Origin of the sequence: Cellulomonas cellasea (assembly GCF_006538745.1) — a bacterium.
GTDB classification, from domain to species: domain Bacteria; phylum Actinomycetota; class Actinomycetes; order Actinomycetales; family Cellulomonadaceae; genus Cellulomonas_A; species Cellulomonas_A cellasea.
Map to the genome: position 1 here is coordinate 23,992 of NZ_BJLR01000007.1, position 20,643 is coordinate 44,634.

Genomic DNA, 20,643 nt, shown 5'->3' on the forward strand with positions numbered 1-20,643 from the left:
TGTCCGGCAGAGCGGGTGGAGGTCCAGCGTGGAGGACGACGTCGTACTGTCGGCCCCGTTGTTCGTGAACATGGACCCCGAGGCGGCCCGTGCACTGATCGCGTCGATGTCCCCGATCGAGGTCAGCCGGGGTGACGTGCTGTTCCACGAGGGCGAGCGCGCTGACCGGCTCTTCGTGATCACGTCCGGGAAGATCAAGCTCGGCCGGCGCTCGAGCGACGGCCGCGAGAACCTGCTGTCCGTGCAGGGTCCGGGCGAGATGTTCGGCGAGCTCTCGCTCTTCGACCCGGGCCCGCGCACCGCGACCGCGACCGTCGTCGCCGACGCACGCCTGCTCGAGCTCGCCCACTCGGCACTCATCGCGTGGCTCGAGACGAACCCGACCGTCGCCCTGCACCTGCTCAAGGCGCTCGCGCACCGGCTCCGGCGCACCAACGAGGCGCTCGCCGACCTCGTGTTCTCCGACATCCCGGGCCGCGTCGCCAAGGCGCTCCTGGACCTCGCGACCCGCTTCGGCGAGACCGTCGACGAGGGCATCCGCGTCGCGCACGACCTCACGCAGGAGGAGCTCGCGCAGCTCGTCGGCGCGTCGCGCGAGACCGTGAACAAGGCGCTCGCCGACTTCGCCGCGCGCGGCTGGGTCCGGCGTGAGGGCCGCGCGGTCGTGCTGCTCGACGTCGACCGCCTGGAGCGCCGCGCCCGCTGAGGCGCCCGCAGCACGGACGAGGGCCCCGACCGCACGTGCGGTCGGGGCCCTCGTCGGTGTCCGGTGGGGGTGCCGGGTGCTGGTCAGGCGATCTCCGCGACGACCTCGACCTCGACGGGCGAGTCGAGCGGCAGGACCGCCACGCCGACCGCGGAGCGTGCGTGCACGCCCGCGTCGCCGAGGACGTCCCGCAGCAGGTCGCTCGCGCCGTTGACGACCGCGGGCTGCCCGGTGAACGACGGGTCGCTCGCCACGAAGCCCACGACCTTGACGATGCGGACGACGTTGTCGAGCCCGCCGGCGACCGAGGCCACCGCGGCCAGCGCGTTGAGCGCGGCCGTGCGGGCGAGCCCGGCGGCGTCCGCCGGGTCGACGAGGCCCTCGCCCGTGCCGACCTTGCCGGTCACGGGCAGGGCGCCGTCGACGAACGGCAGCTGACCCGACGTGTAGACGTACTGCCCGGTGCGGACCGCCGGCGTGTAGGACGCGACGGGTGCCGCGACCGGCGGCAGCTCGAGGCCGAGCTCCGCGAGCCGCTCGGTCGCCCCCATCACGCGCCCTTGGGTCGCTTGAGGTACGCCACGAGGCCCGCGTCGGGCCCCTGGATCACCTGGACGAGCTCCCAGCCGTCCGCGCCCCACTGGTCGAGGATCGCCTTGGTGGCGTGGATGATCAGGGGGACGGTCGCGTACTCCCACGTGGTGGCCATGGGCCACACCCTAGCGGGACGCCCCGACCGGCTCCCCCGTCCCGACGAGCTCCGCCCGCCACGACCGGACCTCGGGCCGACGGCGCAGCAGCGCCCGCCGCTCACGCTCGGTCATGCCTCCCCAGACCCCGAAGTCCATCCGGTTGTCGAGCGCGTCGGCGAGGCACTCGAGCCGCACCGGGCACCCGGTGCACACCGATCTCGCTTCCCGCTGGGCGGCCCCCTCGACGAACAGCGCGTCCGGGGACACCTTGCCGACGCCGCACGCGGCTCCAGCGACCCAGTGCGCGTCCTGCAGCATCGTCGCCACGCACATACCTCTCGTCGACCTCCGCCGGTCGATCCGGCGCCCCGTAGCGCCTGAGCGCCCTGCGGGGACCGTAGTGCCTGGTGGCACCGCCCCACAGTCCTCCGATCGGGTCATCTTCGGCCGTTTTCACCCGATTTGTCCCGTCCCGGGCTATTGGCCGGCCACGACTCACCCGCGTGGGGGCCTCGCGCGCGCAGAGGAGCGGAGGAGGAGGTGTGCAGGTCGCGTGGAGACGGTCGCCCGCGCCGTGGTCCCGACGACGCGCCGTCAGCCGCCTCACGTACCCTACGGATCATGGCTACCTCTGTGCGCGGCCGTCAGGTCAACGCGTTCCAGGCGCTCGCGCTCCTCCTCGCGTTCGTCCTCATGGCCGCCGTCGGTGGTCTGCTCGCCGCGGGGCTCATCCTGCCCGCGGTCGCCGTCACCAACGGCGCGACCGACCTCACGGTCACCGCGTTCGACGACCTGCCCTCCGAGCTCGGCGCGCAGCGCCCGCTGTCGGAGAAGTCGACGATGCTCGCGGCCGACGGCTCGGTGCTCGCGACGTTCTACGACGAGAACCGCATCGTCGTCCCGCTCGACCAGATCGCGCCGATCATGCGCCAGGCGGTCCTCGCGGTCGAGGACAAGCGGTTCTACGAGCACGGTGGCATCGACCCCACCGGCATGGCGCGCGCGACGGTCAAGACCCTCCTGAGCGACCAGAAGGAGGGCGCGTCGACGCTCACGCAGCAGTACGTCAAGAACGTGCTCATCGAGAAGGCCAAGCGTGAGGACGACCGCGAGGCCCTCGAGGCCGCCCGCACCGCCGAGGGCGCCGAGGGCATCAGCCGCAAGCTCCGCGAGGCGAAGCTGGCCATCGCGCTCGAGAAGAGCATGCCGAAGGACCAGATCCTCGAGAACTACCTCAACATCGCGCAGTTCGGGATCGCGATCTACGGCGTCGAGACCGCGGCGCAGTACTACTTCAGCAAGCCGGCGGCGGAGCTCAACTACCTCGAGGCCGCGACGATCGCCGGGATCACGCAGGCGCCCACCAAGTGGGACCCCGTGAAGAACCCGGCCGACGCGACGAACCGCCGGGCGACGGTCCTGGGCCTCATGCTCGAGCAGAAGCTCATCACGCAGGAGGAGCACGACGCGGGGCTCGCGACGCCCCTCGAGGCGACGCTCCGTGTGCAGCCGACCAAGCTCACGTGCGCCGCGGCGAGCGACGTCGTGCCGGGCGCCGGGTACTTCTGCGACTACGTCACCAAGGTCATCGTCAACGACCCCGCGTTCGGCGCGACACCGGAGGAGCGCGAGGAGCTGCTGTACCGCGGCGGCCTGACGATCCGCACGACGCTCGACCCCCGCGAGCAGGCGATCGCCGACGCCGAGGTCAAGGCCGGGATCCCGGTCGACGACCCGTCGAACGTCGCGTCGGCCATCAGCGTGGTCGAGCCCGGCACCGGCCAGATCAAGGCGATGGCCCAGAACCGGATCTACTCCCCCGCGGGCGAGGCCGAGGGCCAGGCGCGCCAGACGGCGGTCAACTACAACACCGACCAGGCGTACGGCGGCTCCGCCGGCTTCGCGCCCGGCTCGACGTTCAAGCCGTTCACGCTCGTGCAGTGGCTCAAGGAGGGCCACAGCCTCAACGAGTCCGTCAACGCCCAGCCGCTCGAGTACCCGATGACCGAGTTCAACTCCTCGTGCGTGAACTTCCGCGGCTCGACGCCCCCGACCTACAAGTTCGGGAACGCCGAGAACAACTCGCGGCACGTCATGTCGGTCCTCGACGCGACCAAGAACTCCGTCAACTCCGGCTACATCGCGATGGCCAAGGACATCGACCTCTGCGGCGTCATGCAGACGGCGAAGGAGCTCGGCGTGCACACCGGGACGGGCGGCGACCCGACAGTCGTGCCGGCCAACGTCCTGGGCACCGACTCGGTGGCGCCGCTCACGATGGCGTCCGCGTTCGCGACGTTCGCGTCGGGCGGCACGTACTGCGCGCCGGTCGCGATCACGAGCGTGCAGGACGCGAACGGCGCGGAGCTGCCCATCCCGTCCGCGAACTGCCGCCGGGTGCTCGACGAGCGCATCGCGAACGCCATGAACTTCGCGCTGAGCAACGTGTGGTCAGGCACCGCGAAGTCCGTCGGTGAGCCGCCGTTCCCGGCCGCCGGCAAGACGGGCACGACGAGCCGCAACGAGAACACGTGGTTCGTCGGCTACACGCCGCTGCGCGCCGCGGCCGTCTGGGTCGGTTTCAGCGAGGGGTTCATCCCCGTGCAGAACATCACGGTGAACGGCGAGTTCGTGAAGTACATGTTCGGGTCGACCGTCGCCGCGCCGACGTGGAAGCGGTACATGGTCCGGGCGCTCGAGGGCGTCGAGGTCCCCGGCTTCGCGGGCCCGTCCAACGACGAGCTCTACGGCAAGCGCGTCGGCGTCCCGAGCGTCGTCGGCTGGGACGCCGGCGAGGCCAGCCGCCGCCTCGAGCAGGCAGGCTTCCGCGTGAGCATCGACCCGAACCAGGTCCCCTCGTTCCAGGGCGCCGGACGCGTCGCCGCGCAGTCGCCGAGCGGTGACGCCCCGGCCGGCTCGACGATCACGCTCCAGCTGTCCAACGGGCAGCAGCCGCAGGGCGGCGGTCAGGGTGGCGGGCAGCCGGCCCCGGGCCCGGGTGGGGGCGGCCAGCCGAACCCGGGCAACGGCCAGGGCAACGGGCGTCCTTGATGCCGGCCGGGACGGCGCGGGCCCTCGGCGGGCTCGCGCTGGGCGGCGTGGGCGCGCTCGCGTGGGCCTCGCTCGTCGAGGTGCGCTGGTACGTGCTGCGTGAGGTCACGGTGCCCGTGCTGCCCGCGGGCGAGGCACCGCTGCGCGTCCTGCACCTCGCGGACCTGCACCTCGTGCCGGGCCAGCGCCGCAAGGTCGACTGGGTGCGCGACCTCGCGTCGCTCGACGCCGACCTCGTGATCGACACGGGCGACAACTGGGCGCACCTCGGGGCCATGGGCCCGCTGCTGTACGCGCTCGAGCCGCACCTCGCCAAGCCCGGCGCGTTCGTCCTGGGGTCGAACGACTACGTCGCGCCCATCCCGAAGAACCCCGGGCGCTACCTCCTGCCCGACTCGCGCGGCGCGCGGCACCCGAGCCCGACGGAGCTGCCCTGGCGCGAGCTCGCGGCCCGCTTCCGTTCCGCGGGCTGGAAGGACCTGACGAACCGGCGCGACACGATCGACGTGGCCGGGCGGCGGATCTCGCTCGTCGGGGTCGACGACGCCCACCTCGACCAGGACCGCTTCCCGGCGGCCGGCGGCGCCGACGACGCCCGCACCGACGCCTCACGCGCGGGCGGCACACGCACCGACGCCTCGCGCGCGGGCGGCACCGCGGTCGACCTGCACGTCGGCGTCACGCACGCCCCGTACCGCCGCGTGCTCGACGCGATGCACGCCGACGACGCCGACCTCGTCATCGCGGGGCACACGCACGGCGGCCAGCTTGCGGTCCCGCTCTACGGCGCCCTGGTCACGAACTGCGACCTCGACCGGAGCCGCGCGAAGGGCCTGCACGGCTGGCCCGGCCCGCGCCCGGACCGCCCGGGCGGCGACGGGTCGACGTGGCTGCACGTCTCTGCGGGGCTCGGGACGTCGCCGTACGCGCCAGTCCGGTTCGCGTGCCGCCCCGAGGCGACGCTGCTCACCCTCGTCGCCCGCTGACCGGCCCGCGGCCCGTCGTCCCTCGCCTCAGGACAGCGGGCGCCCCGCGAGCCGCCACAGCACCGTGACGAACGCCTGGGCGACCGCACGGGCCTCGCCGCCGAGCTCGCGCCGGCTCGTGACCGCGGCGCTGCGCTCGCCGGGTCGCCGGGTGCCCGAGAACTGCGCGACCGGCCCGTCGCGCCACGGGGTCCGCGTGTCGACGAGCGCCGCCACCGCGCTCCGGGCGGTCACGTGCCGGCCGCCGAAGCGCGCCTCGACGAACGCCGCGAAGCGCCACGTCGGGTCCGCCGCGGAGCGCACGAGGACCTCGCGCACCACGTCCGCCACGCCGCGCGCGGGGTCGGCCTCGCGGGCCCGGGCGACGAGGTAGGCGTCGACGTCCGCGACGAGGTCGGCGCGCGTGAGCGCACCGGTCCCGGTGCCGATCCGGTCGGCGAGCCAGGCGTTCGCGCCGCCGCGGGGCTCCGATCCCGCCTCGCGGGCCGCGGCGTACTCCGCCCAGAGCCCGACGAGGTCGAGGGCCCAGCTGCCGAGGTCGCCACGGCTCACCGTCGCCGGGTCGTCGGCGAAGCCCGCGATCGACCAGGCGCGGGCGCTCGCCGCGAGGTGCGCGAGGTCGCCGTCGTAGTCCGCGGGGTCGGCGGCGGGCGGCGGGGTCGCGAGGAACCGGGCCCGCGCCGCCGCGATCTCGGCGGCGGCCGGGTCGGGCAGCAGCGTCTCGGCGAGCGGGGTGTACGCCGCCCACGCCGGCGTCGCGTACCGGCCGGTCTGCGCGTGGTGCAGCACGAGGTCGTCGGTGTGGGTGCGCGCCTCGTCCGACGCGGCCCGGAGCGCGACCTCGGCCTCGAAGCGGAGCTGGGTCAGCGACCAGAACATCTGGTGGAAACCCGCGTCGTCGGTGCCGCGCGGGGTCTCGACGAGCCCGTCGGCGCCGACCGGCTCGGCGCGCGGGGAGCGGATGACCTTGTCGATCGTCACGACGCCCGCCCCGGCGCCCACCGTGAGGGTCTGCACCTGGTCGTACGCCCACTGCGGCGGCAGCGGGAAGCCGAGGTTGCCGCTCCAGCCGCGCGACATGCCCGCGACGAACGCGCTGACGGCGAGCTCGCGGGCGCACACCCGGGCGCACACGTTCCGCGACCCGTACACCCCGACCCGGTACTCCCCCGCGCGGGCGGCGCCGATGCCCCGGTTCACGCCCTCGAAGTAGCGGAGCACGCGCGCGTCGATGTCGTCGTTCGTGGCGTCGTAGTCGACCGCGAAGTGGATCACCGCGCCGGGCCGGAAGCCGAGCTGGCGGGCCCGGCGCGCGGCGGCGAGCCCGTGGCCGTAGCCGATCTCCTCGGTGAAGTACTTGGCTTCGTTGCCGAACTCCTGGTAGATCGGGAAGGTCGTGAGGCCCGCCGCGAGCACGTCGTCGAGCTCGGCCCGCCGGTAGCGCTTCGTCGCGACGCTCATGTACCGCCCGACGGTCCGGTAGCCCGCGTCGTGCAGCGCGGCCGCCATGGGCGGCGTCAGGGGCGTCGAGGTGTCCGCCGCGGTGCCGGGGCGGTCCGGGTCGCCCGAGCTCACGAGCAGCGAGGCCCACGTCGCGAAGTCCCCGACGCCGGTCGGCGCGAGCTGCACGAAGTCCTGGAACGCCGAGACCGCCCCCGACGTCCCGGCGCCGAACGTGCCGTCGAGCGGGGTGTCGTGGCCGTTGCAGAGCAGCGCGCCCTGGAAGAGCCGGACGAACGCGCCGCGCTCGTCGGTGCTGCCCGGCTCGACGTACGCGGGCCCGCGCAGGCCGGCCTGGGTCCCGGGGCCGAAGTTGCCGTTCGCGACGCCGTCGGCCATCCCGATCTCGTACTGCACGCCGAGCATGAGGCCGCGCTGGACGTCGCGCGCGTAGCGGCCGTCGCACGGGACGACCGCGAAGTCGAGCCGGCTCAGGTACCGGGCGTTGAGCCACTGCTGGAACGCCCGGACCGCGTCCCTGCCGCCCGGGACGGTCAGGTACGCGTCCATGCTGAGCAGGCTCTTCATGACCTTGACGTCGACCGCGGGCGTCGTGCCGGGCAGCCCGAGGTCCTGCAGGACGCGGACGACCGCGAGCGCGAGCGCGTCGTCGAACACCCCGTCGCGCACGTCGCCGCCCTGGTACCCCTTGCACCACAGCGCGCACCGCAGGATCCGCACGACGTTCGACGCGGGGCTCTGCGGCGTCAGCGTCCCGACCTGGGCGGCGAACCGCGCGGTCGTCGTCGCCCCGAAGTTGTCGGAGAGGGCCGTGATGCCGAGCTCGACCTGGAGGCCGCGCGTGAGCGCGAAGACCGTGCGCCAGCCGGTGCGGCCGTCGACCTCGACCGGCGTGTAGCCGGGCACCCCGCCGTACGTCGTGTTGACCCAGGCCTGCGCCTCCTGGACCCAGAAGTCCGCCATCGTCCGTCCTCCCCCGCTCAGGTCGTGCCGCACGTGGCGGACTCGGCGTGCGGGGTGCCCGAGGACGTGAGGTCGCTCACGGAGTACCGGCCGGTCGCGCGCGGCGGGCGCGTCGCGTCGTCCAGCCCGGCGAGCGTCACGGTCGCGTAGTGCAGCCCGGCGACGTCGTGCGCCGAGCCGGTGGGCGTCACGTCGAGCGCGACGTCGAGGACCGCGTCCGCGGGGATCTGGTCACGCAGCTGCACGACCGTCCGCAGGAGGTCCCCCACACGCGTCGAGGAGACGTCGGCCAGCGCGCGGTCGACCGGGGTGCCGTCGAGGCGCAGCTCGGAGGCGGCCACCGCGGCGACGAGCCGGGCGTCGAGGTCGACGGTGAGGCGGGCTCCCGCCGGGACGGGGCCGGGGCCGACGCCGGCCACACGGACGCCCACCGGGAACCGGTAGCTGCGCGCCGGACCGACGCCGCACGACGTCCACGCGGCGGCGAGCTCCGCGCCCCAGGGCTCGCGGGGCGTGGTCGTCGACACGTCGGCCCACCGGTACTCGCCGGCACCGCCCGTGAGCGCGAGGGCCAGCGGGACGACGCCGGGCAGGTTCTCCGCGGGGTACAGCGCGCGCGGCACGAGCGGCAGGAGCACGAGGGTCGGGGCGTCGTGCGGCGCGGCGTCCGGCGCGCTCGTCAGGGCGAAGCGCAGCTCGGTGGCCCCCTCGGCCGTGCGGTGCTCGGTGACCGGGACGGTCCAGACGCGGCCCGTGCTCGAGAGCATGACGTCGCCGCGGCGCGCGAGCAGCCGGGGATCGAACACCAGGACGCCCGCGAGCGCCGGCGTCGACGGGGTGAGCCCGCGCACCTCGAGGACCCGCGGGACCTCGGCGAGCGTCTCGGCGGTGAAGCCGGCGTCGAACCAGCCCAGCGTCGTGGTCTCGACCGCGGTGGACGACCACGGCCCCGCTGCGGGTGCGGGCTGCGGCTCCCCGGCGTGGCCGTGCGCGCCCGTCGCGAGCCCGACCGCCCCGGCCCCGGCGCCGAGGACCGCGAGCGCGGTGCGACGGGTGATGTCCACGGTGCCCCCCTCGGGTCCAGGCCGGCGACGACGGTGTCGACGACAACGAGCGACGACCGGAGCCGCCGCGACGAAACACGGTGTCAGACGCCCACTGCATGAGGCAACCCTCATCGACGGTGCGTCGCGCCGGTTCCGCGGAGCGCGTAGTCGGGCGTCCCGGCGGCCGTTTCGACCTGCGCCTCCGACTCCGCTATCCTGAGCAGGCTCAACCGGGGTGTGGCGCAGCTTGGTAGCGCGCTTCGTTCGGGACGAAGAGGTCGTGGGTTCGAATCCCGCCACCCCGACCGGGTGAGAGCAGAGGGCCCCGACCAGCGGATGCTGGTCGGGGCCCTCTGTCGCGCTGCTCGGCGGCCGGCGCGTCAGCGCGGCCCGAGGTAGGACACGGTGCCGCTGCCCGAGCGGATCGACACCGAGCGGGACGCCGAGGGGTCGGTCGCGGCCTCGACGACCTGCCGGCCGTCGGCGGTGGAGATCTCGAGCCGGACCGGGGTGCCCGTGCCGTGCACCGTCACGGGGCCGTCGCTCGAGGACGCCTCGACGTTCCCCTTCACCGCGTCGACCGTGACCGAGCCGCTGCCGGAGACGGCCGTGGCGTCGCCCGTGACGTCGCTCACGTCGACCTGGCCGTCGGACGAGCGGGCCTCGACCCGGCCCTTGGCGCCCGAGACCGTGACGTGCCCGCTGCCCGAGACCGCGAGCGCGTCACCGTCCGCGCCCAGCACCTCGACGGACCCGTCCGAGCTCTGCGCCTCGACCCGGCCGCCGGCGTCCGCGACCGCGACGCGACCGCTGCCGGAGCGGGCCACGACCTCGCCGTCGGTCTCCCGCACGTCGACCGACCCGTCGCTCGTGCGCGCGTCGACCGTGCCCTGCACGCCCGCGACCTCGACGGCGCCGGACCCGGAGCTCGCGCGGACGTCGCCGCCCGCGTCGACGACGCGCACGTACCCGTCCGACGAGCGGGCCTCGACGGCGCCCGTCGCGTCGTGCACCTCCACACCGCCGGAGCCGGAGACCGCGAGCACGGTCCCGTCGATGCCGTCGACCGACACGCTGCCGTCCCCCGAGCTCAGGTCGACGTCGCCCGCGATCCCGGACGCCACGATGCTCCCGGAGGAGGACCGCACGACCACCTGGGTGGCCTCGGGGACCCGCACGTCGAGGCCCGCCGTGCAGCTCCCGAACCAGGTGCGCGTGCACAGGTGCTGCACCACGAGGCGGTCGCCCTGCAGCCGCCCGTCGAGCACGGGGTCGGCGAACCCGGAGCGGCTGCGCGCCACGACCTCGACCTCCCCGGTCCCGACGGTCACCTCCACCGGGCCGTCGGCGACGAGCTCGACGACGCCGGCGGGCGCGAACTCCCGCTGCTCCGTGGCGGTGCTCTGCCCGACCTGGTCGGCCGCCTGGAAGGCCGCGAGCACCAGCAGCCCTCCGCCGACGAGCCCGCCGGCCCAGGTGAGCGCCCGGGCGCCCGGCCCGCGCGGGGATGGTGCGGGCGGCAGCGCCGTCGGCGGGTTCGGGCCACCGGGCGGCGGTGCGTCGGGGGTGCGGGGGGCGGCGTCGCGCGGGAGCACCGCGGTGTCCGCGAGCGGCTCGTGGTGCGTGGTCATGGTCGGTCTCCTCCGATGGGGGCGTGCTCGAGCCAGCGCAGGACCGCGAGCACGCGACGGTGGTCGTCACCGTCGGGGGCGAGGTCGAGCTTGGTCAGGATGGACGTGACGTGCTTCTCCACGGCGCCGAGGCCGATCACGAGACGTTCGGCGATGGCCGCGTTCGAGCGGCCCTCCGCCATGAGGCCCAGGACGTCGCGCTCCCGCGCCGTCAGGGCGTCGAGCCCGGCGCGCCGGCCGCGGGCGAGCAGCTGCGCGACGACCTCGGGGTCGATCACGGTGCCGCCCCCGGCGACCCGGCCGACGACGTCGAGGAACTCGTCGACGTCGGCGACGCGGTCCTTCAGGACGTAGCCGAGCGCGCGCACGTCCCCCGCGAACAGCTCGGCGGCGTAGCGCTGCTCGACGTACTGGGAGAGCACGAGCACCGGGAGCCTCGGGTGGATGCTGCGCAGGTGGACGGCGGCGCGCAGGCCCTCGTCGGTGTGCGACGGCGGCATCCGGACGTCGGTCACGAGCAGGTCCGGCAGGGCGTCGGCGCGGCTCATCGCGGCGACGAGCTCGTCGGCGGTCTTGTGGGGGGTCACCTGGTGGCCCTCAGCCTCGAGGAGCCGGGTCAGGCCGTCCAGCAGGAGGACGGAGTCCTCGGCGATCACGATGCGCACGGCACCTCCACGGTGAGTCGGGTACCGCCGCCGACGGGGCTGTCGAGCGTCAGGGTGCCGTCGAGCACCTCGACGCGGCTGCGCAGGCCGTCGAGCCCGCTGCCGGGCCGGGCCGTCGCGCCGCCGCGGCCGTCGTCGACGACCTCGAGGCGGAGCACGGAGTCGTGCACCGTGGCGCGGACCGTCGCGGTGCGGGCGCCCGAGTGCCGGGCGACGTTGGTCAGGGCCTCGGCGGTCACGAAGTACGCGGCCGCCTGGGCGCTCGGGCCGGCGGCGGCGAGCGACGCCGGGTCGGGCACGTCGACCGTGACCGGGACCGTGCACCGGGCGGCGAGCGCCGACAGCGCGGCGTCGAGCCCGCGGTCGGTCAGGACCGCCGGGTGGATGCCCCGCACGAGGTCGCGCAGCTCGGCGAGCGTCTCCTTGACCTCGCGGTGCGCGTGGTCGAGCGCCGCGGCGGCCGCGACCGGGTCCTGCGCGGCGGCACGTTTGGCGACGCCGAGCTCGACGCCGAGCGCGACGAGCCGCTGCTGCGCGCCGTCGTGCAGGTCGCGCTCGATGCGGCGGCGGTCGTCCTCCGCGGTGCCGACGGCGCGCGTGCGGGTCTCCCGCAGCTGCACGGCGCGGACCTCCGCCTGCGACGCCCGCTCCTGCGCGACCTGCGCGGCGACCCGGGCGGCCTGCACCGCGGCGGCGCTGCGGGGCCACCCGAGCAGGCCCCGCGCGAGACGCACGTGCAGCAGCGTGAGGGCCTGCAGCGCGAGCGGCCACACCCAGGTGCCCACGAGCCCGGCGAGGACGAGGAACGGGACCCGGCTGACGGGGACGTCGGTGGACGTGACGTAGAGCGGGAAGGCGATCCCGGCGAGCGCGAACCCGCCGAGCACCCACACCAGCATCGTCTGCAGCACGGTGACCCCGAGGCCCAGGAGCGCGTACGCCAGGTGGGCCCAGCTCCGGACGTCCGTGAGGACGCCCCAGGCCCGGCGCCACAGCCGGGCGTCGACCGCCCGGCGGTACTCGGGCGCGGGGATGTCGACGCCGAGCTGGGCGTGCAGGCGGCTGCGCTCGAGCCCGGCGAGCGGTCGGGCGACAAGCAGCGTGAGCACGAGCAGCGGGATGCCGACGACGAGCAGCGCGAACGCGACCGAGATCCCGAGCGCCATGACCAGCGCGATCGACGCGGCGAGGAGGAGCCACATGCCGACGGTCGCCTGCGACACCGCGCGCCACGTCGCGGCGCTGACCGGCGCACGCAGCAGCTCGCGGCCGCCCGTGAGCGCGGGGGCGACGACGCGCAGGTCGTCGTCGACGGTCAGGGCGGGCGCCGGGAGCGGGGGCGCCGCGGAGGCGCCCACCGGAGCCGGTGCGACGAGGGTCGGCGCGGCGGCGGTCGGCGCGGTGGCGGTCGGCCCGGTGGCGGCCGGCGCGGTGGCGGTGGGCCCGGTGGCGGCCGGCGCGGTGGCGGCCGGCGCGCCGCGGCCGCCGGGCGCGGGGGCGGTGAGCACGGCCGTCGGCGTCGCGTCGGCCGCCCCGGGGGCGGTGCGTGCGTAGACGGGCACCCCGGGTGTGGCGGGTGCGGCGGGCGCTGCGTGTGCGGCGGGCGCTGCGGGCGCACCGCCCGGGTTCGGGGCGGGCGTGGGGACGGTGGGCGGCGCGCTCGCCGCGGACGGCTCGGTGGCCGGGTCCGCGGGCGCGCCGGCGCCGCTCGGTGAGGCCGGCGCCGGGGGCGGCGCGGGGACGTCGGAGGTCATGGGGACGACGCTAGGCCCCGGCGTGCACGCGGCCCCAGCCTGCGGTCCCCCACGTCCCGGGTGGGGGCTCCCCCACCCCGGTCAGCGGTCGTCGTGCCGCCCGGTCCCGCACCCGGCCCCCGGCACGGGGTCAGCCCGGGTACCCGACCCACCGCGACGGGTCCGCCTCGTTCTCCAGCGCCTCGTCCAACGCCCTCCCACGGAGCCGGGTCACGCGTGGTCGCGGTAGCGCGCCGCGACGGCCGACGCGCGCTCGTGCAGGGCGGTCCGGAACCACGGTGGGGACAGGGCCTCGGCGTCCGGGCCGAGCTGCCACACGACCCACTCGGCGTGCCGCGGGTCCTGGAACGTGGCCTCGACCCGCAGCCAGCCGTCCGCGTCGGCCACCTCGCCGCCGGCGGCGAGCGCGGTGCCGACGAGCTCGTCCCGTCGCTCCGCCCGCACGCGCACGCCCACCGTCACCTGGGCGTCGCCTGCCCGGAAGCGCGCGCTGCGGTCGAGCCACGCGCGCTCCAGGTCGACGCTCTCGGGGCGCTGTGCGGGCTCGTCGAGGACCTCGGCGGCGAGCACCCGGGACAGCCGGTACGTGCGGTCGGCGCCGGACCGCGCGGCCAGCAGGTACGCCCGGCCGCGCACGGTGACGAGGCCGACCGGGTCCACCGTCCGCCAGCCCGGCGCCTGCCCCGGCACGGCGTAGTGCAGCCGCAGCCGCAGCCCGGCGAGCACCGCCCGCCGGACCGCCGCCGTGACGGTGCCCGGGACGTCGTCGGTGTCCGCGCGGCGCGCCAGCAGGTCGGTGTCCGGCTCGACGAGCAGCCGCTCGGCCGCCCGCGCCGCGGTCACCTGGTTGCTCGCCGGGAGCGCGTCGACGACCTTGAGCACGGCCGACGCGAGCGCCGCCCGAGTCCGAAGGCCTCCGCGCCACGCCGCGACCCGGCGACGACCAACGCCAGCGCCTCGTCGTGGGTGAGCCCGGTGAGCTCCGTCCGGAAGCCGGGCAGCAGCGCGAAGCCGCCGTGCCGGCCGCGCTCGGCGTACACCGGGACGCCGGCTGCCGACAGCGCCTCGACGTCGCGCAGCACGGTGCGGGTCGAGACCTCGAGCTCGCGGGCCAGCGTCTCCGCGGAGAGGCGGCCGTGCCGGCGGAGCAGCAGCACGAGTGAGACGAGCCGGTCCGCGCGCACCCGACGACCGTAGCGAATACACGACAGGAGGTGTCGTGATCGGGCGGCAGCGTGCTGTCCGGGCCGGCGAACCGCAGGCCCGCGTCCGCACTCCCGACGACCGAAGGACCCGATGTGACGATCGAACGAACGGCAGTGGACCCGGTGACGTGGTCGCAGGCGCTCGGCTTCCACCAGGGCGAGCTCGTCTCCGGGCACACCCGCACGCTGTACTGCTCCGGGCAGACCGCGACGGACGCCGACGGGGCGCCGCAGCACGCGGACGACATGGCGGCGCAGGTCGCGCTCAGCCTCGACAACCTGGAGGGCGTCCTCCGTCACGCCGGCCTGTCGCTGTCGGACCTCGTCCGGCTGAACGTCTTCACGACCGACGTCGACCTGCTCCTGCAGCACTACGGGGTGCTCGCGTCGCGGCTCGCCGCCGCCGGGGTCGCTCCCGTGAGCACCCTGCTCGGGGTCACGCGCCTCGCGGTGCCCGGCCTGATGATCGAGCTCGAGGGCACCGCGGTCGCGTGACGGCGGGACCGGCGGGCCGGGCCGCTGCCCTGCTCGCCGGTCGCCTCGTCGACCCGGTCAGGCGCACTGCCCGGACCGGGTGCCCCGGACGGAGACGCCGGCGAGGAGGACGACACCGCCCGGGCCCGTGTTGCCGGTGCACGCCAGGTCGCCCTTGACGAAGAGCCGGCCGATCGTGACGTCGCCGCTGCTGCCGGTGACGTGCACGGAGCCGTCCACCGTCGAGGGGCACGGGTGCCCGTCCGCGTCCACCGTCGCGAGGCCGACCGGTCCCTCGGCGCCGGACAGGGTGAGGTCGCCGTGCACGGTGCTGGTGCACAGCCGGGTGTACAGCGTGCTCGCGCCGGAGACGCTCAGGTCACCGGTGACGGTGCTCCGCTCCGAGGCGAAGGCCACCGTGGTGCGCGCGGAGACGGAGCCGCCGAGGAACGAGAAGTACAGGGACACGGCCTCCGTCTCCGTCACGTCGACGGCCCCGACCACGGTCGAGTCGTGGACGACGTACGACGAGGCGGAACCCGTCAGGCCGCCCTGGACATGGGCGTGGTCCAGCGTCACGTACGGGCGCGAGCCCGGGGGCCGGCTCGTGGAGATGTCGCCGTCCACGGTGCCGGCGATCACCCGGAACACACCCGCCGAGTCGACGTCGCCGTGGATCGAGGACCGGACGAGCTGCAGCTCGGCGCCGGCGGCGACCGTCGCGTCGCCGTGGACGCCGACGCCGACGAGGGAGCAGCTGCCGCTGTCGACGAGCAGGTGGGCGTCGATCCGCTGCCACACCACCGCGCCGTACCGGTCGGTGGCGAGGTCGCTGCACCGCACGGTCGGCACCTCGGCCGTCGCGGGCACGGCGGGTGCGACGACTCCCGCGACGGTGACCGCGAGCGCGGCGACCGCGACGGCGACCCCGCGGTGCGCGCGCGCCCGGACGGTTCTCCGTCCAGGTGTGGAAACAGGTAAAGCTGCGGCGGCACGTCGGTGTGCTCGCGCTCGTGCGGTCATGGTTTCCCCCCGGAAGCCGTGCGGCGATGCCACCGAGTGTGCGCCGGGCGACGCCGGGCTGCCACGCGGAGGGGACCGGGGCTCCCGCCGTTGCCCGTGCGGGTGACCGCGCAGGCGCCGTCGAGTGACGACCGCGTGCTGTCGAGAAACGTGGGCCGGGTGCGACACCCTGTCGAACGGCACCACGCAGGGCCGTCACGACGAAGGAGACGCACGATGCGCTACATGATCATGATGGACTACGGCGGCGTCGAGTCGGCGTGCGAGCCGATGGACCGCTGGACCCCCGAGGAGCTCCAGGCGCACTTCGCGTTCCAGGCCGCGCTCCAGGCCGAGCTGGCCGAGCGGGGCGAGTTCGTCGACGGGCAGGGCCTGGCGTCCCCGGACCAGGCGAAGTTCGTCGTGAGCGACGGCGTCGGGGCACCCGTCGTCATCGACGGCCCCTACCCCGAGGGCAAGGAGCTCCTGGCGGGCTACTGGCTCGTCGACGTCGACTCGCTCGACCGGGCGATCGAGATCGCGGCGAGGGCGTCGGCCGCGCCGGCCCAGGGCGGCCTGCCGATCAAGCAGCGGATCGAGGTGCGCGAGGTCATGAGCGCACCGGCGGCCGAGTGACGACCCGACAGCCACCGCCAGCATGACGACCGACGTCGAGGGCCTGCTGCGCCGGTGCGCGCCGCAGGCCCTCGGGGCGGTCGCGCGGCGTCACGCCGACTTCGCCGCCGCCGAGGACGCCGTGCAGGAGGCGCTGCTCGCGGGGGCCCAGCAGTGGCCTCGCGACGGCGTCCCCGACAACCCGGTCGGCTGGCTCGTGCGCGTCGCGGTGCGGCGGCTCGCGGACGAGCACCGCGAGGTCACCGCCCGCCGGCGGCGCGAGGCCCGGGTGCTGCACGCCGCGGTCCCCGACGACGCCGAGGTCACCGGCCTGCTGGCGCTGCTGCTGCTCACCGAGGCCCGCCGGCCCGCGCGGTCCGGACCGCACGGCGAGCTCGTGCCGCTCGCCGAGCAGGACCGCTCGCTGTGGGACCGGCGCCTCGTCGTGGAGGGCGTCCACCTCGCGACCGACGCCCTGCGCGCCGGCCGCCCGGGCGAGCACACGCTCCAGGCCTGCATCGCGGCGCTGCACGACCAGGCGCCCAGCTCGGAGGCGACGGACTGGCCGCAGGTCCTCGCGCTGTACGACCGCCTGCACGCGCTGACCGGGAGCCCTGTCGTGGCGCTGCACCGGGCCGTCGCCCTGGCGATGGTGCACGGACCCGCGCGCGGTCTGGCCGCGCTCGACGGCGTGGCCGAGCGCCTCGGCGGCGGGCACCGGCTGCACGCCGTGCGGGCCCACCTGCTCGAGCTCGACGGCCGGCCCCGCGACGCCGTCGAGGCCTACCGGCACGCCGCCGCAGCCGCGACCAACCTGCGCGAGCGCGAGTACCTCACGCTCAAGGCCGCCCGCCTGACCTGACGCGGTGCACGTCCCCGCCCCGAGCACGGCCGCAGGGCCGGTCCGGACGAGCGGACCGACCCTGCGGGGCGTGCGTGGTGCTCCGTGCTGCGGGCGTCAGCCCACCGTGCAGGGAGCCCCGTTGAGCGTGAACGCGGTCGGCTTCGGGTTCTGGCCGGTGTGCGACCCGTTGAACCCGACGTCGATCGTCCCGCCCGCGGAGAGGTTGCCGTTCCACGGGGCGTTGTCCGCGGTGACGGCCGTGCCGCTCTGCGACCAGACCGCGCTCCAGCCCTGCTGGACCCGCTGACCGCCCGCGAACGAGAAGCCGAGCTTCCAGCTCGAGAGCGCCGCGCCGGTGTTGGTGACCTTGACCGACGCCGTGAAACCGGAGTTCCAGTCGCTGGTCGTGTAGGTGACCTTGCAGGCGCCCGGGGTGACCTCGGGGCTCGTCGTGACGCTCAGCGCCGCGGACGGCGTCGAGACGTTCCCGGCGGCGTCCTTGGCCCGCACGGTGTACGAGTACGCCGTGCTCGCCGTGAGACCCGTGTCGCTGTACGACGTCGTCGTGGTGGAGCCGACCCGGGTCGTGCCGCGGTACACGTCGTACCCCGTCACGGCCACGTCGTCCGTGGACGGCTGCCACGTCAGGGCGACCGACGTCGTCGTCTTGCTCGGCGACACGAGACCGAGCGGCGTCGACGGCGGTGTCGTGTCGATCGTGCCGCCGCCCTCGTTCGTCGTGACGCTCAGCGCCGTCGACGGGTCGGAGACGTTGCCCGCCGCGTCCTTCGCCCGCACGGTGTACGAGTACGCCGTGGCGGCCGTGAGGCCCGTGTCGGTGTAGGTCGTGCCCGTCGCCGAGCCCACCCGGGTCGTGCCGCGGTACACGTCGTACCCCGTCACGCGGACGTCGTCCGTCGAGGCCGTCCAGCCCAGCGTGACGCTCGTGGCCGTCGTGGCCGTCGAGGTCAGGGCCGTCGGGACCGTCGGCTTCTGCGTGTCGACGGGCGGCACGGTGCCGCCGTCGTCGAACAGGCGGTCGTAGTCGGCCAGGGCCGTCGCGATGGCCGTCTGCGCCCAGAAGCGGTGGTAGTTGAACGTCGGGGCCGGTCCGCCGTCGAGGTACGCCTTGACCTTGGGCCACGCCGGGTCGTTCTTGAGGAAGCTGCGCATGTCGAGGAAGCTCACGCCCGGCTTGATGACGTCACCGTTGGGCATCGTGCCCGTCCAGCCGGCGGGGACGTAGACGCCGTCGCCGGTCGTCGAGGTCATGACGTCGTCGAGACGCTTGAAGTCCTCGCGGGTCTCCGTCGTGGAGACGCCGATCGAGTCGCGGTTGTTGGTCCAGATCGCGTCGAGCAGACCCTTGGCCGCGGCCTGCGCCTCGGCGTGGTCGGCCTTGGCGGCGTAGTACATGAGCGTCCGGGCGAGCGCGCCGGCGACGCCGACGTCCTGGCCCTGGCTGGCGACCTCGACGCGCAGACCGGCGTTGGTGCCGGGGCTCGCGGGGTTCCAGGTGTCGGGCTGACCCGTCCACTTGAGCGTCGACGGGACGGCCCAGTCGGCACCGCTCGCCTTGGTGTGCGCGAGGGCCCACGGGACCCACTTGTCGAGCAGCGCCTTGGCCTTCGGGTTGCCGGACGCGTTGTAGAGCTGCGCGATGCGCTCCATCGACCACACCTGCATGCCGAACCAGGAGTTCGACGGCGGGTCGTTGTAGACGGGCGCCTCCGTGTAGCCCATGCCGTAGAACGTCGACGTCCCGGCCGGCGGCGTGGCGTACGCGCCGTCCCAGCTGTTCGTCGCGCCACCGGCGATGCCACCGTCCGCGGACTGCAGCCACTGGTAGAACTCGAGCTGGCGCTCGAGGCTCTTGGACCAGTCGGACACGGCCGTCGCGCCCTTGGGCTTGAGCGCCGCGTCGGTCGACAGGGCCCAGGCCGCCATCGGGTTCTGGTAGCCGAAGTGGTTGTGGCTCGAGCCGATGCGCCACGCCCAGCCGGCGCTGGAGTCGGTCGCGCCGCCCCACGCGTAGTACCAGGACAGCAGGTAGTGGGCGCTGTCCTTGCCGGTGCCGGCCGCGCAGCTCTTCGAGGTGCAGCCGATCTTCTTGAAGTACTTGTCGAACAGCGCGTACCGCAGGTAGTCGCCCATCTTCGACGCCTTGCCGACGGTGCCCGCGATGTCGGACGCCTTGCCCTGCGCGCCGGCCCACTGGTTGGCCCAGTAGATCGCGTCGATCGCGCGCGCGTCGGCGTCGGGGGCGTTCGTGTACTTCCACTGCTTGGCGTACGACGCGTCCTTGGTGAACAGGTCGAGGAAGCCGTTCTTGCCGCCGAACTCGAACTCGTCGCACGACGGCTGCGGGATGGTCTCGTAGACCGACTCCTGCGGGCCGCGCTGGAAGGTGTTGATGTACGACGTGCCCGCGCCGGGGCCGTTGGTGCAGCCCGCGCCCGGGGAGGCGCCGAAGCCGTAGACGTTGTCGACGTCCGCGAGCCAGTGCATGCCGTAGATGTCGTCGGTGCCGTGCGCGGCCTTGAGCTCCGCCGCGATCGGGTCGGGGCCGACCGAGACGCCCGACTCGAGCGCCGACGGGTAGTTGCTCGGGTGGTTGAACTCGCTCGCGTAGGACGCGGGCGCCGACGGCTTGTAGAACGAGTTGGTGGGCTGATCCGCGGCCTGCGGGATCATGTACCTCTCCATCGTGGCCCACGCGTCGTTGAGCGGCTTCCAGTCGCCGGTCGCCTCGCCGTAGGCGCTCTCGAGGTGGATCCAGAAGCTGTACGCCTCCGACGTGGTCTCGTGCCCGTAGTCCGGGGCCTCGACGATGAAGGTCTCGACCGAGTGGTACGGGATGCCCTGCGGGCTGAAGTAGCCGTTCGCGGGGTCCTTGATGTCCTGGTACATCTCGAGGAAGCGCTTCTGGTACTCGCCGCCCTCCTCGATCGCGGCGGGCGCGACAGCGGGTGCGGCGGCCGCGGGCGCGGGCGACGCCAGCGCGGGCTGCATCCCGCACACGGCTACGAGCGACGACACGCCCAGGGCGGAGACCGCCCAGGCGACACGTCGTCGGGTGAGTCCTGACATGCGAACTTCCTCTCGTCGAAGGGCGCCGGTGAGGGTGCCCGGGACGCGGTCCCGCTGCGCCGGGAACGCCGGTGGCCCCGCCGCCGGGCCGGCCCGGTCGCGCCGTCCTGGTGCGACCGGAGGGTGGGAGGCCCGCGTCGTACCGGTCCGCGTCGCTGCGGTCCGGTCCTGCGCGTGCCGCCCTGCGTCGCCCCCGCTGCGGCAGCGGGGGCCCCGTGCGCGCCCGCCATCGGCGTCGATGGGAGCGCTCCTACAACCTCGCGGTCACGGGCCTCCGCCCGGGGCCGTCCGCCCGACGGGGGTGTGCGGACCGGCCGCCGTCGGCGCGGTCCACACGCCCGGCGCGCGAACAGCGCCCACAGTGGCACCCGCCCTCACCGGCGACAGCCCTGTGAATCGATTCGGCGTCCTGAGGCACCAGCCGGAGCCGGCGATCGGGGTCTTGACGACTCACTTGC

The 20,643-nt window shown here is 74.9% G+C and carries 18 protein-coding genes and 1 tRNA gene; 7 read left to right on the plus strand and 12 right to left on the minus strand.

Annotation, left to right across the window (positions count from 1 at the left end):
• Window positions 1–28: 28 nt before the first annotated feature.
• Window positions 29–706, plus strand: a complete 678-nt coding sequence (locus CCE01nite_RS02710; RefSeq protein WP_034630716.1) for a Crp/Fnr family transcriptional regulator — start codon at window positions 29–31, stop codon at window positions 704–706.
• Between the two features lie 83 nt (window positions 707–789).
• On the opposite strand, the gene CCE01nite_RS02715 is transcribed toward CCE01nite_RS02710, so the two are convergent.
• From CCE01nite_RS02715 to CCE01nite_RS02725, 3 genes are read right to left on the minus strand one after another with little or no spacing between them, the layout of a single operon-like run.
• A complete protein-coding gene (locus CCE01nite_RS02715) occupies window positions 790–1,257 on the minus strand; it encodes a RidA family protein (protein WP_034630718.1) in 468 nt (155 codons plus the stop codon).
• Window positions 1,257–1,415, minus strand: coding sequence for a Sp36 family protein (sp36, locus tag CCE01nite_RS02720; RefSeq protein ID WP_141371944.1), 159 nt, complete (start codon window positions 1,413–1,415; stop codon window positions 1,257–1,259). Before sp36 ends, CCE01nite_RS02715 begins: the two co-directional genes overlap by 1 nt.
• A 10-nt stretch (window positions 1,416–1,425) precedes the next feature.
• On the minus strand, window positions 1,426–1,731 hold the full coding sequence (locus CCE01nite_RS02725) for a WhiB family transcriptional regulator (protein ID WP_428829501.1): 306 nt from the start codon (window positions 1,729–1,731) through the stop codon (window positions 1,426–1,428).
• Window positions 1,732–2,019: 288 nt separating this feature from the next.
• On the opposite strand from CCE01nite_RS02725, the gene CCE01nite_RS02730 reads away from it, so the two are divergent.
• Complete coding sequence (locus CCE01nite_RS02730; protein ID WP_034630721.1) at window positions 2,020–4,449, plus strand: transglycosylase domain-containing protein; 2,430 nt, start codon at window positions 2,020–2,022, stop codon at window positions 4,447–4,449.
• The gene (locus tag CCE01nite_RS02735; protein ID WP_034630724.1) at window positions 4,449–5,435 is read left to right on the plus strand and encodes a metallophosphoesterase; all 987 of its coding nucleotides are present in this window, start codon (window positions 4,449–4,451) and stop codon (window positions 5,433–5,435) included. Before CCE01nite_RS02730 ends, CCE01nite_RS02735 begins: the two co-directional genes overlap by 1 nt.
• A 27-nt stretch (window positions 5,436–5,462) precedes the next feature.
• On the opposite strand, the gene CCE01nite_RS02740 is transcribed toward CCE01nite_RS02735, so the two are convergent.
• Both CCE01nite_RS02740 and CCE01nite_RS02745 read right to left on the minus strand, forming a co-directional pair.
• Complete coding sequence (locus tag CCE01nite_RS02740) at window positions 5,463–7,859, minus strand: glycoside hydrolase domain-containing protein (protein ID WP_141371945.1); 2,397 nt, start codon at window positions 7,857–7,859, stop codon at window positions 5,463–5,465.
• 17 nt (window positions 7,860–7,876) lie between these two features.
• Window positions 7,877–8,923, minus strand: a complete 1,047-nt coding sequence (locus tag CCE01nite_RS02745; RefSeq protein ID WP_034630726.1) for a hypothetical protein — start codon at window positions 8,921–8,923, stop codon at window positions 7,877–7,879.
• Between the two features lie 213 nt (window positions 8,924–9,136).
• Here CCE01nite_RS02745 and CCE01nite_RS02750 point away from each other — a divergent pair.
• Window positions 9,137–9,210, plus strand: a tRNA-Pro gene (locus tag CCE01nite_RS02750).
• A gap of 75 nt (window positions 9,211–9,285) precedes the next feature.
• Here CCE01nite_RS02750 and CCE01nite_RS02755 read toward each other — a convergent pair.
• The 5 genes from CCE01nite_RS02755 to CCE01nite_RS22475 form a co-directional block, all read right to left on the minus strand.
• Entirely contained in the window at window positions 9,286–10,536 is a 1,251-nt protein-coding gene (locus CCE01nite_RS02755) for a DUF4097 family beta strand repeat-containing protein (RefSeq protein ID WP_052104189.1), read from the minus strand.
• Window positions 10,533–11,201, minus strand: coding sequence for a response regulator transcription factor (locus CCE01nite_RS02760; protein ID WP_034630729.1), 669 nt, complete (start codon window positions 11,199–11,201; stop codon window positions 10,533–10,535). Before CCE01nite_RS02760 ends, CCE01nite_RS02755 begins: the two co-directional genes overlap by 4 nt.
• Window positions 11,189–12,955, minus strand: coding sequence for a sensor histidine kinase (locus CCE01nite_RS02765; protein ID WP_141371946.1), 1,767 nt, complete (start codon window positions 12,953–12,955; stop codon window positions 11,189–11,191). Before CCE01nite_RS02765 ends, CCE01nite_RS02760 begins: the two co-directional genes overlap by 13 nt.
• Window positions 12,956–13,165: 210 nt before the next feature.
• Window positions 13,166–13,837, minus strand: coding sequence for a helix-turn-helix transcriptional regulator (locus tag CCE01nite_RS02770; protein ID WP_307722711.1), 672 nt, complete (start codon window positions 13,835–13,837; stop codon window positions 13,166–13,168).
• The gene (locus tag CCE01nite_RS22475) at window positions 13,795–14,139 is read right to left on the minus strand and encodes a helix-turn-helix transcriptional regulator (protein WP_307722712.1); all 345 of its coding nucleotides are present in this window, start codon (window positions 14,137–14,139) and stop codon (window positions 13,795–13,797) included. Before CCE01nite_RS22475 ends, CCE01nite_RS02770 begins: the two co-directional genes overlap by 43 nt.
• A gap of 120 nt (window positions 14,140–14,259) precedes the next feature.
• On the opposite strand from CCE01nite_RS22475, the gene CCE01nite_RS02775 reads away from it, so the two are divergent.
• The gene (locus CCE01nite_RS02775; RefSeq protein ID WP_034635314.1) at window positions 14,260–14,655 is read left to right on the plus strand and encodes a RidA family protein; all 396 of its coding nucleotides are present in this window, start codon (window positions 14,260–14,262) and stop codon (window positions 14,653–14,655) included.
• A gap of 57 nt (window positions 14,656–14,712) precedes the next feature.
• Here CCE01nite_RS02775 and CCE01nite_RS02780 read toward each other — a convergent pair whose 3' ends face one another.
• Entirely contained in the window at window positions 14,713–15,477 is a 765-nt protein-coding gene (locus tag CCE01nite_RS02780; RefSeq protein WP_141371947.1) for a hypothetical protein, read from the minus strand.
• A gap of 396 nt (window positions 15,478–15,873) precedes the next feature.
• Here CCE01nite_RS02780 and CCE01nite_RS02785 point away from each other — a divergent pair, with 396 nt between their 5' ends.
• A complete protein-coding gene (locus tag CCE01nite_RS02785; RefSeq protein ID WP_034635305.1) occupies window positions 15,874–16,272 on the plus strand; it encodes a YciI family protein in 399 nt (132 codons plus the stop codon).
• Between the two features lie 22 nt (window positions 16,273–16,294).
• Window positions 16,295–17,113, plus strand: a complete 819-nt coding sequence (locus CCE01nite_RS02790) for a DUF6596 domain-containing protein (protein ID WP_034635302.1) — start codon at window positions 16,295–16,297, stop codon at window positions 17,111–17,113.
• Window positions 17,114–17,209: 96 nt separating this feature from the next.
• Here CCE01nite_RS02790 and cbhB read toward each other — a convergent pair whose 3' ends face one another.
• A complete protein-coding gene (gene cbhB, locus CCE01nite_RS02795; protein ID WP_052104508.1) occupies window positions 17,210–20,185 on the minus strand; it encodes an exoglucanase CbhB in 2,976 nt (991 codons plus the stop codon).
• Window positions 20,186–20,643 lie beyond the last annotated feature (458 nt).

Bases quoted from the DNA above. Each gene is read 5' to 3' on its own strand.
- CCE01nite_RS02765 (WP_141371946.1), bottom strand. From the start codon at position 12,955: ATGACCTCCGACGTCCCCGCGCCGCCCCCGGCGCCGGCCTCACCGAGC.
- CCE01nite_RS02730 (WP_034630721.1), top strand. From the start codon at position 2,020: ATGGCTACCTCTGTGCGCGGCCGTCAGGTCAACGCGTTCCAGGCGCTC.
- cbhB (WP_052104508.1), bottom strand. From the start codon at position 20,185: ATGTCAGGACTCACCCGACGACGTGTCGCCTGGGCGGTCTCCGCCCTG.
- CCE01nite_RS02740 (WP_141371945.1), bottom strand. From the start codon at position 7,859: ATGGCGGACTTCTGGGTCCAGGAGGCGCAGGCCTGGGTCAACACGACG.
- CCE01nite_RS02790 (WP_034635302.1), top strand. From the start codon at position 16,295: ATGACGACCGACGTCGAGGGCCTGCTGCGCCGGTGCGCGCCGCAGGCC.
- CCE01nite_RS02725 (WP_428829501.1), bottom strand. From the start codon at position 1,731: ATGTGCGTGGCGACGATGCTGCAGGACGCGCACTGGGTCGCTGGAGCC.
- sp36 (WP_141371944.1), bottom strand. From the start codon at position 1,415: ATGGCCACCACGTGGGAGTACGCGACCGTCCCCCTGATCATCCACGCC.
- CCE01nite_RS02715 (WP_034630718.1), bottom strand. From the start codon at position 1,257: ATGGGGGCGACCGAGCGGCTCGCGGAGCTCGGCCTCGAGCTGCCGCCG.
- CCE01nite_RS02785 (WP_034635305.1), top strand. From the start codon at position 15,874: ATGCGCTACATGATCATGATGGACTACGGCGGCGTCGAGTCGGCGTGC.
- CCE01nite_RS02755 (WP_052104189.1), bottom strand. From the start codon at position 10,536: ATGACCACGCACCACGAGCCGCTCGCGGACACCGCGGTGCTCCCGCGC.
- CCE01nite_RS02735 (WP_034630724.1), top strand. From the start codon at position 4,449: ATGCCGGCCGGGACGGCGCGGGCCCTCGGCGGGCTCGCGCTGGGCGGC.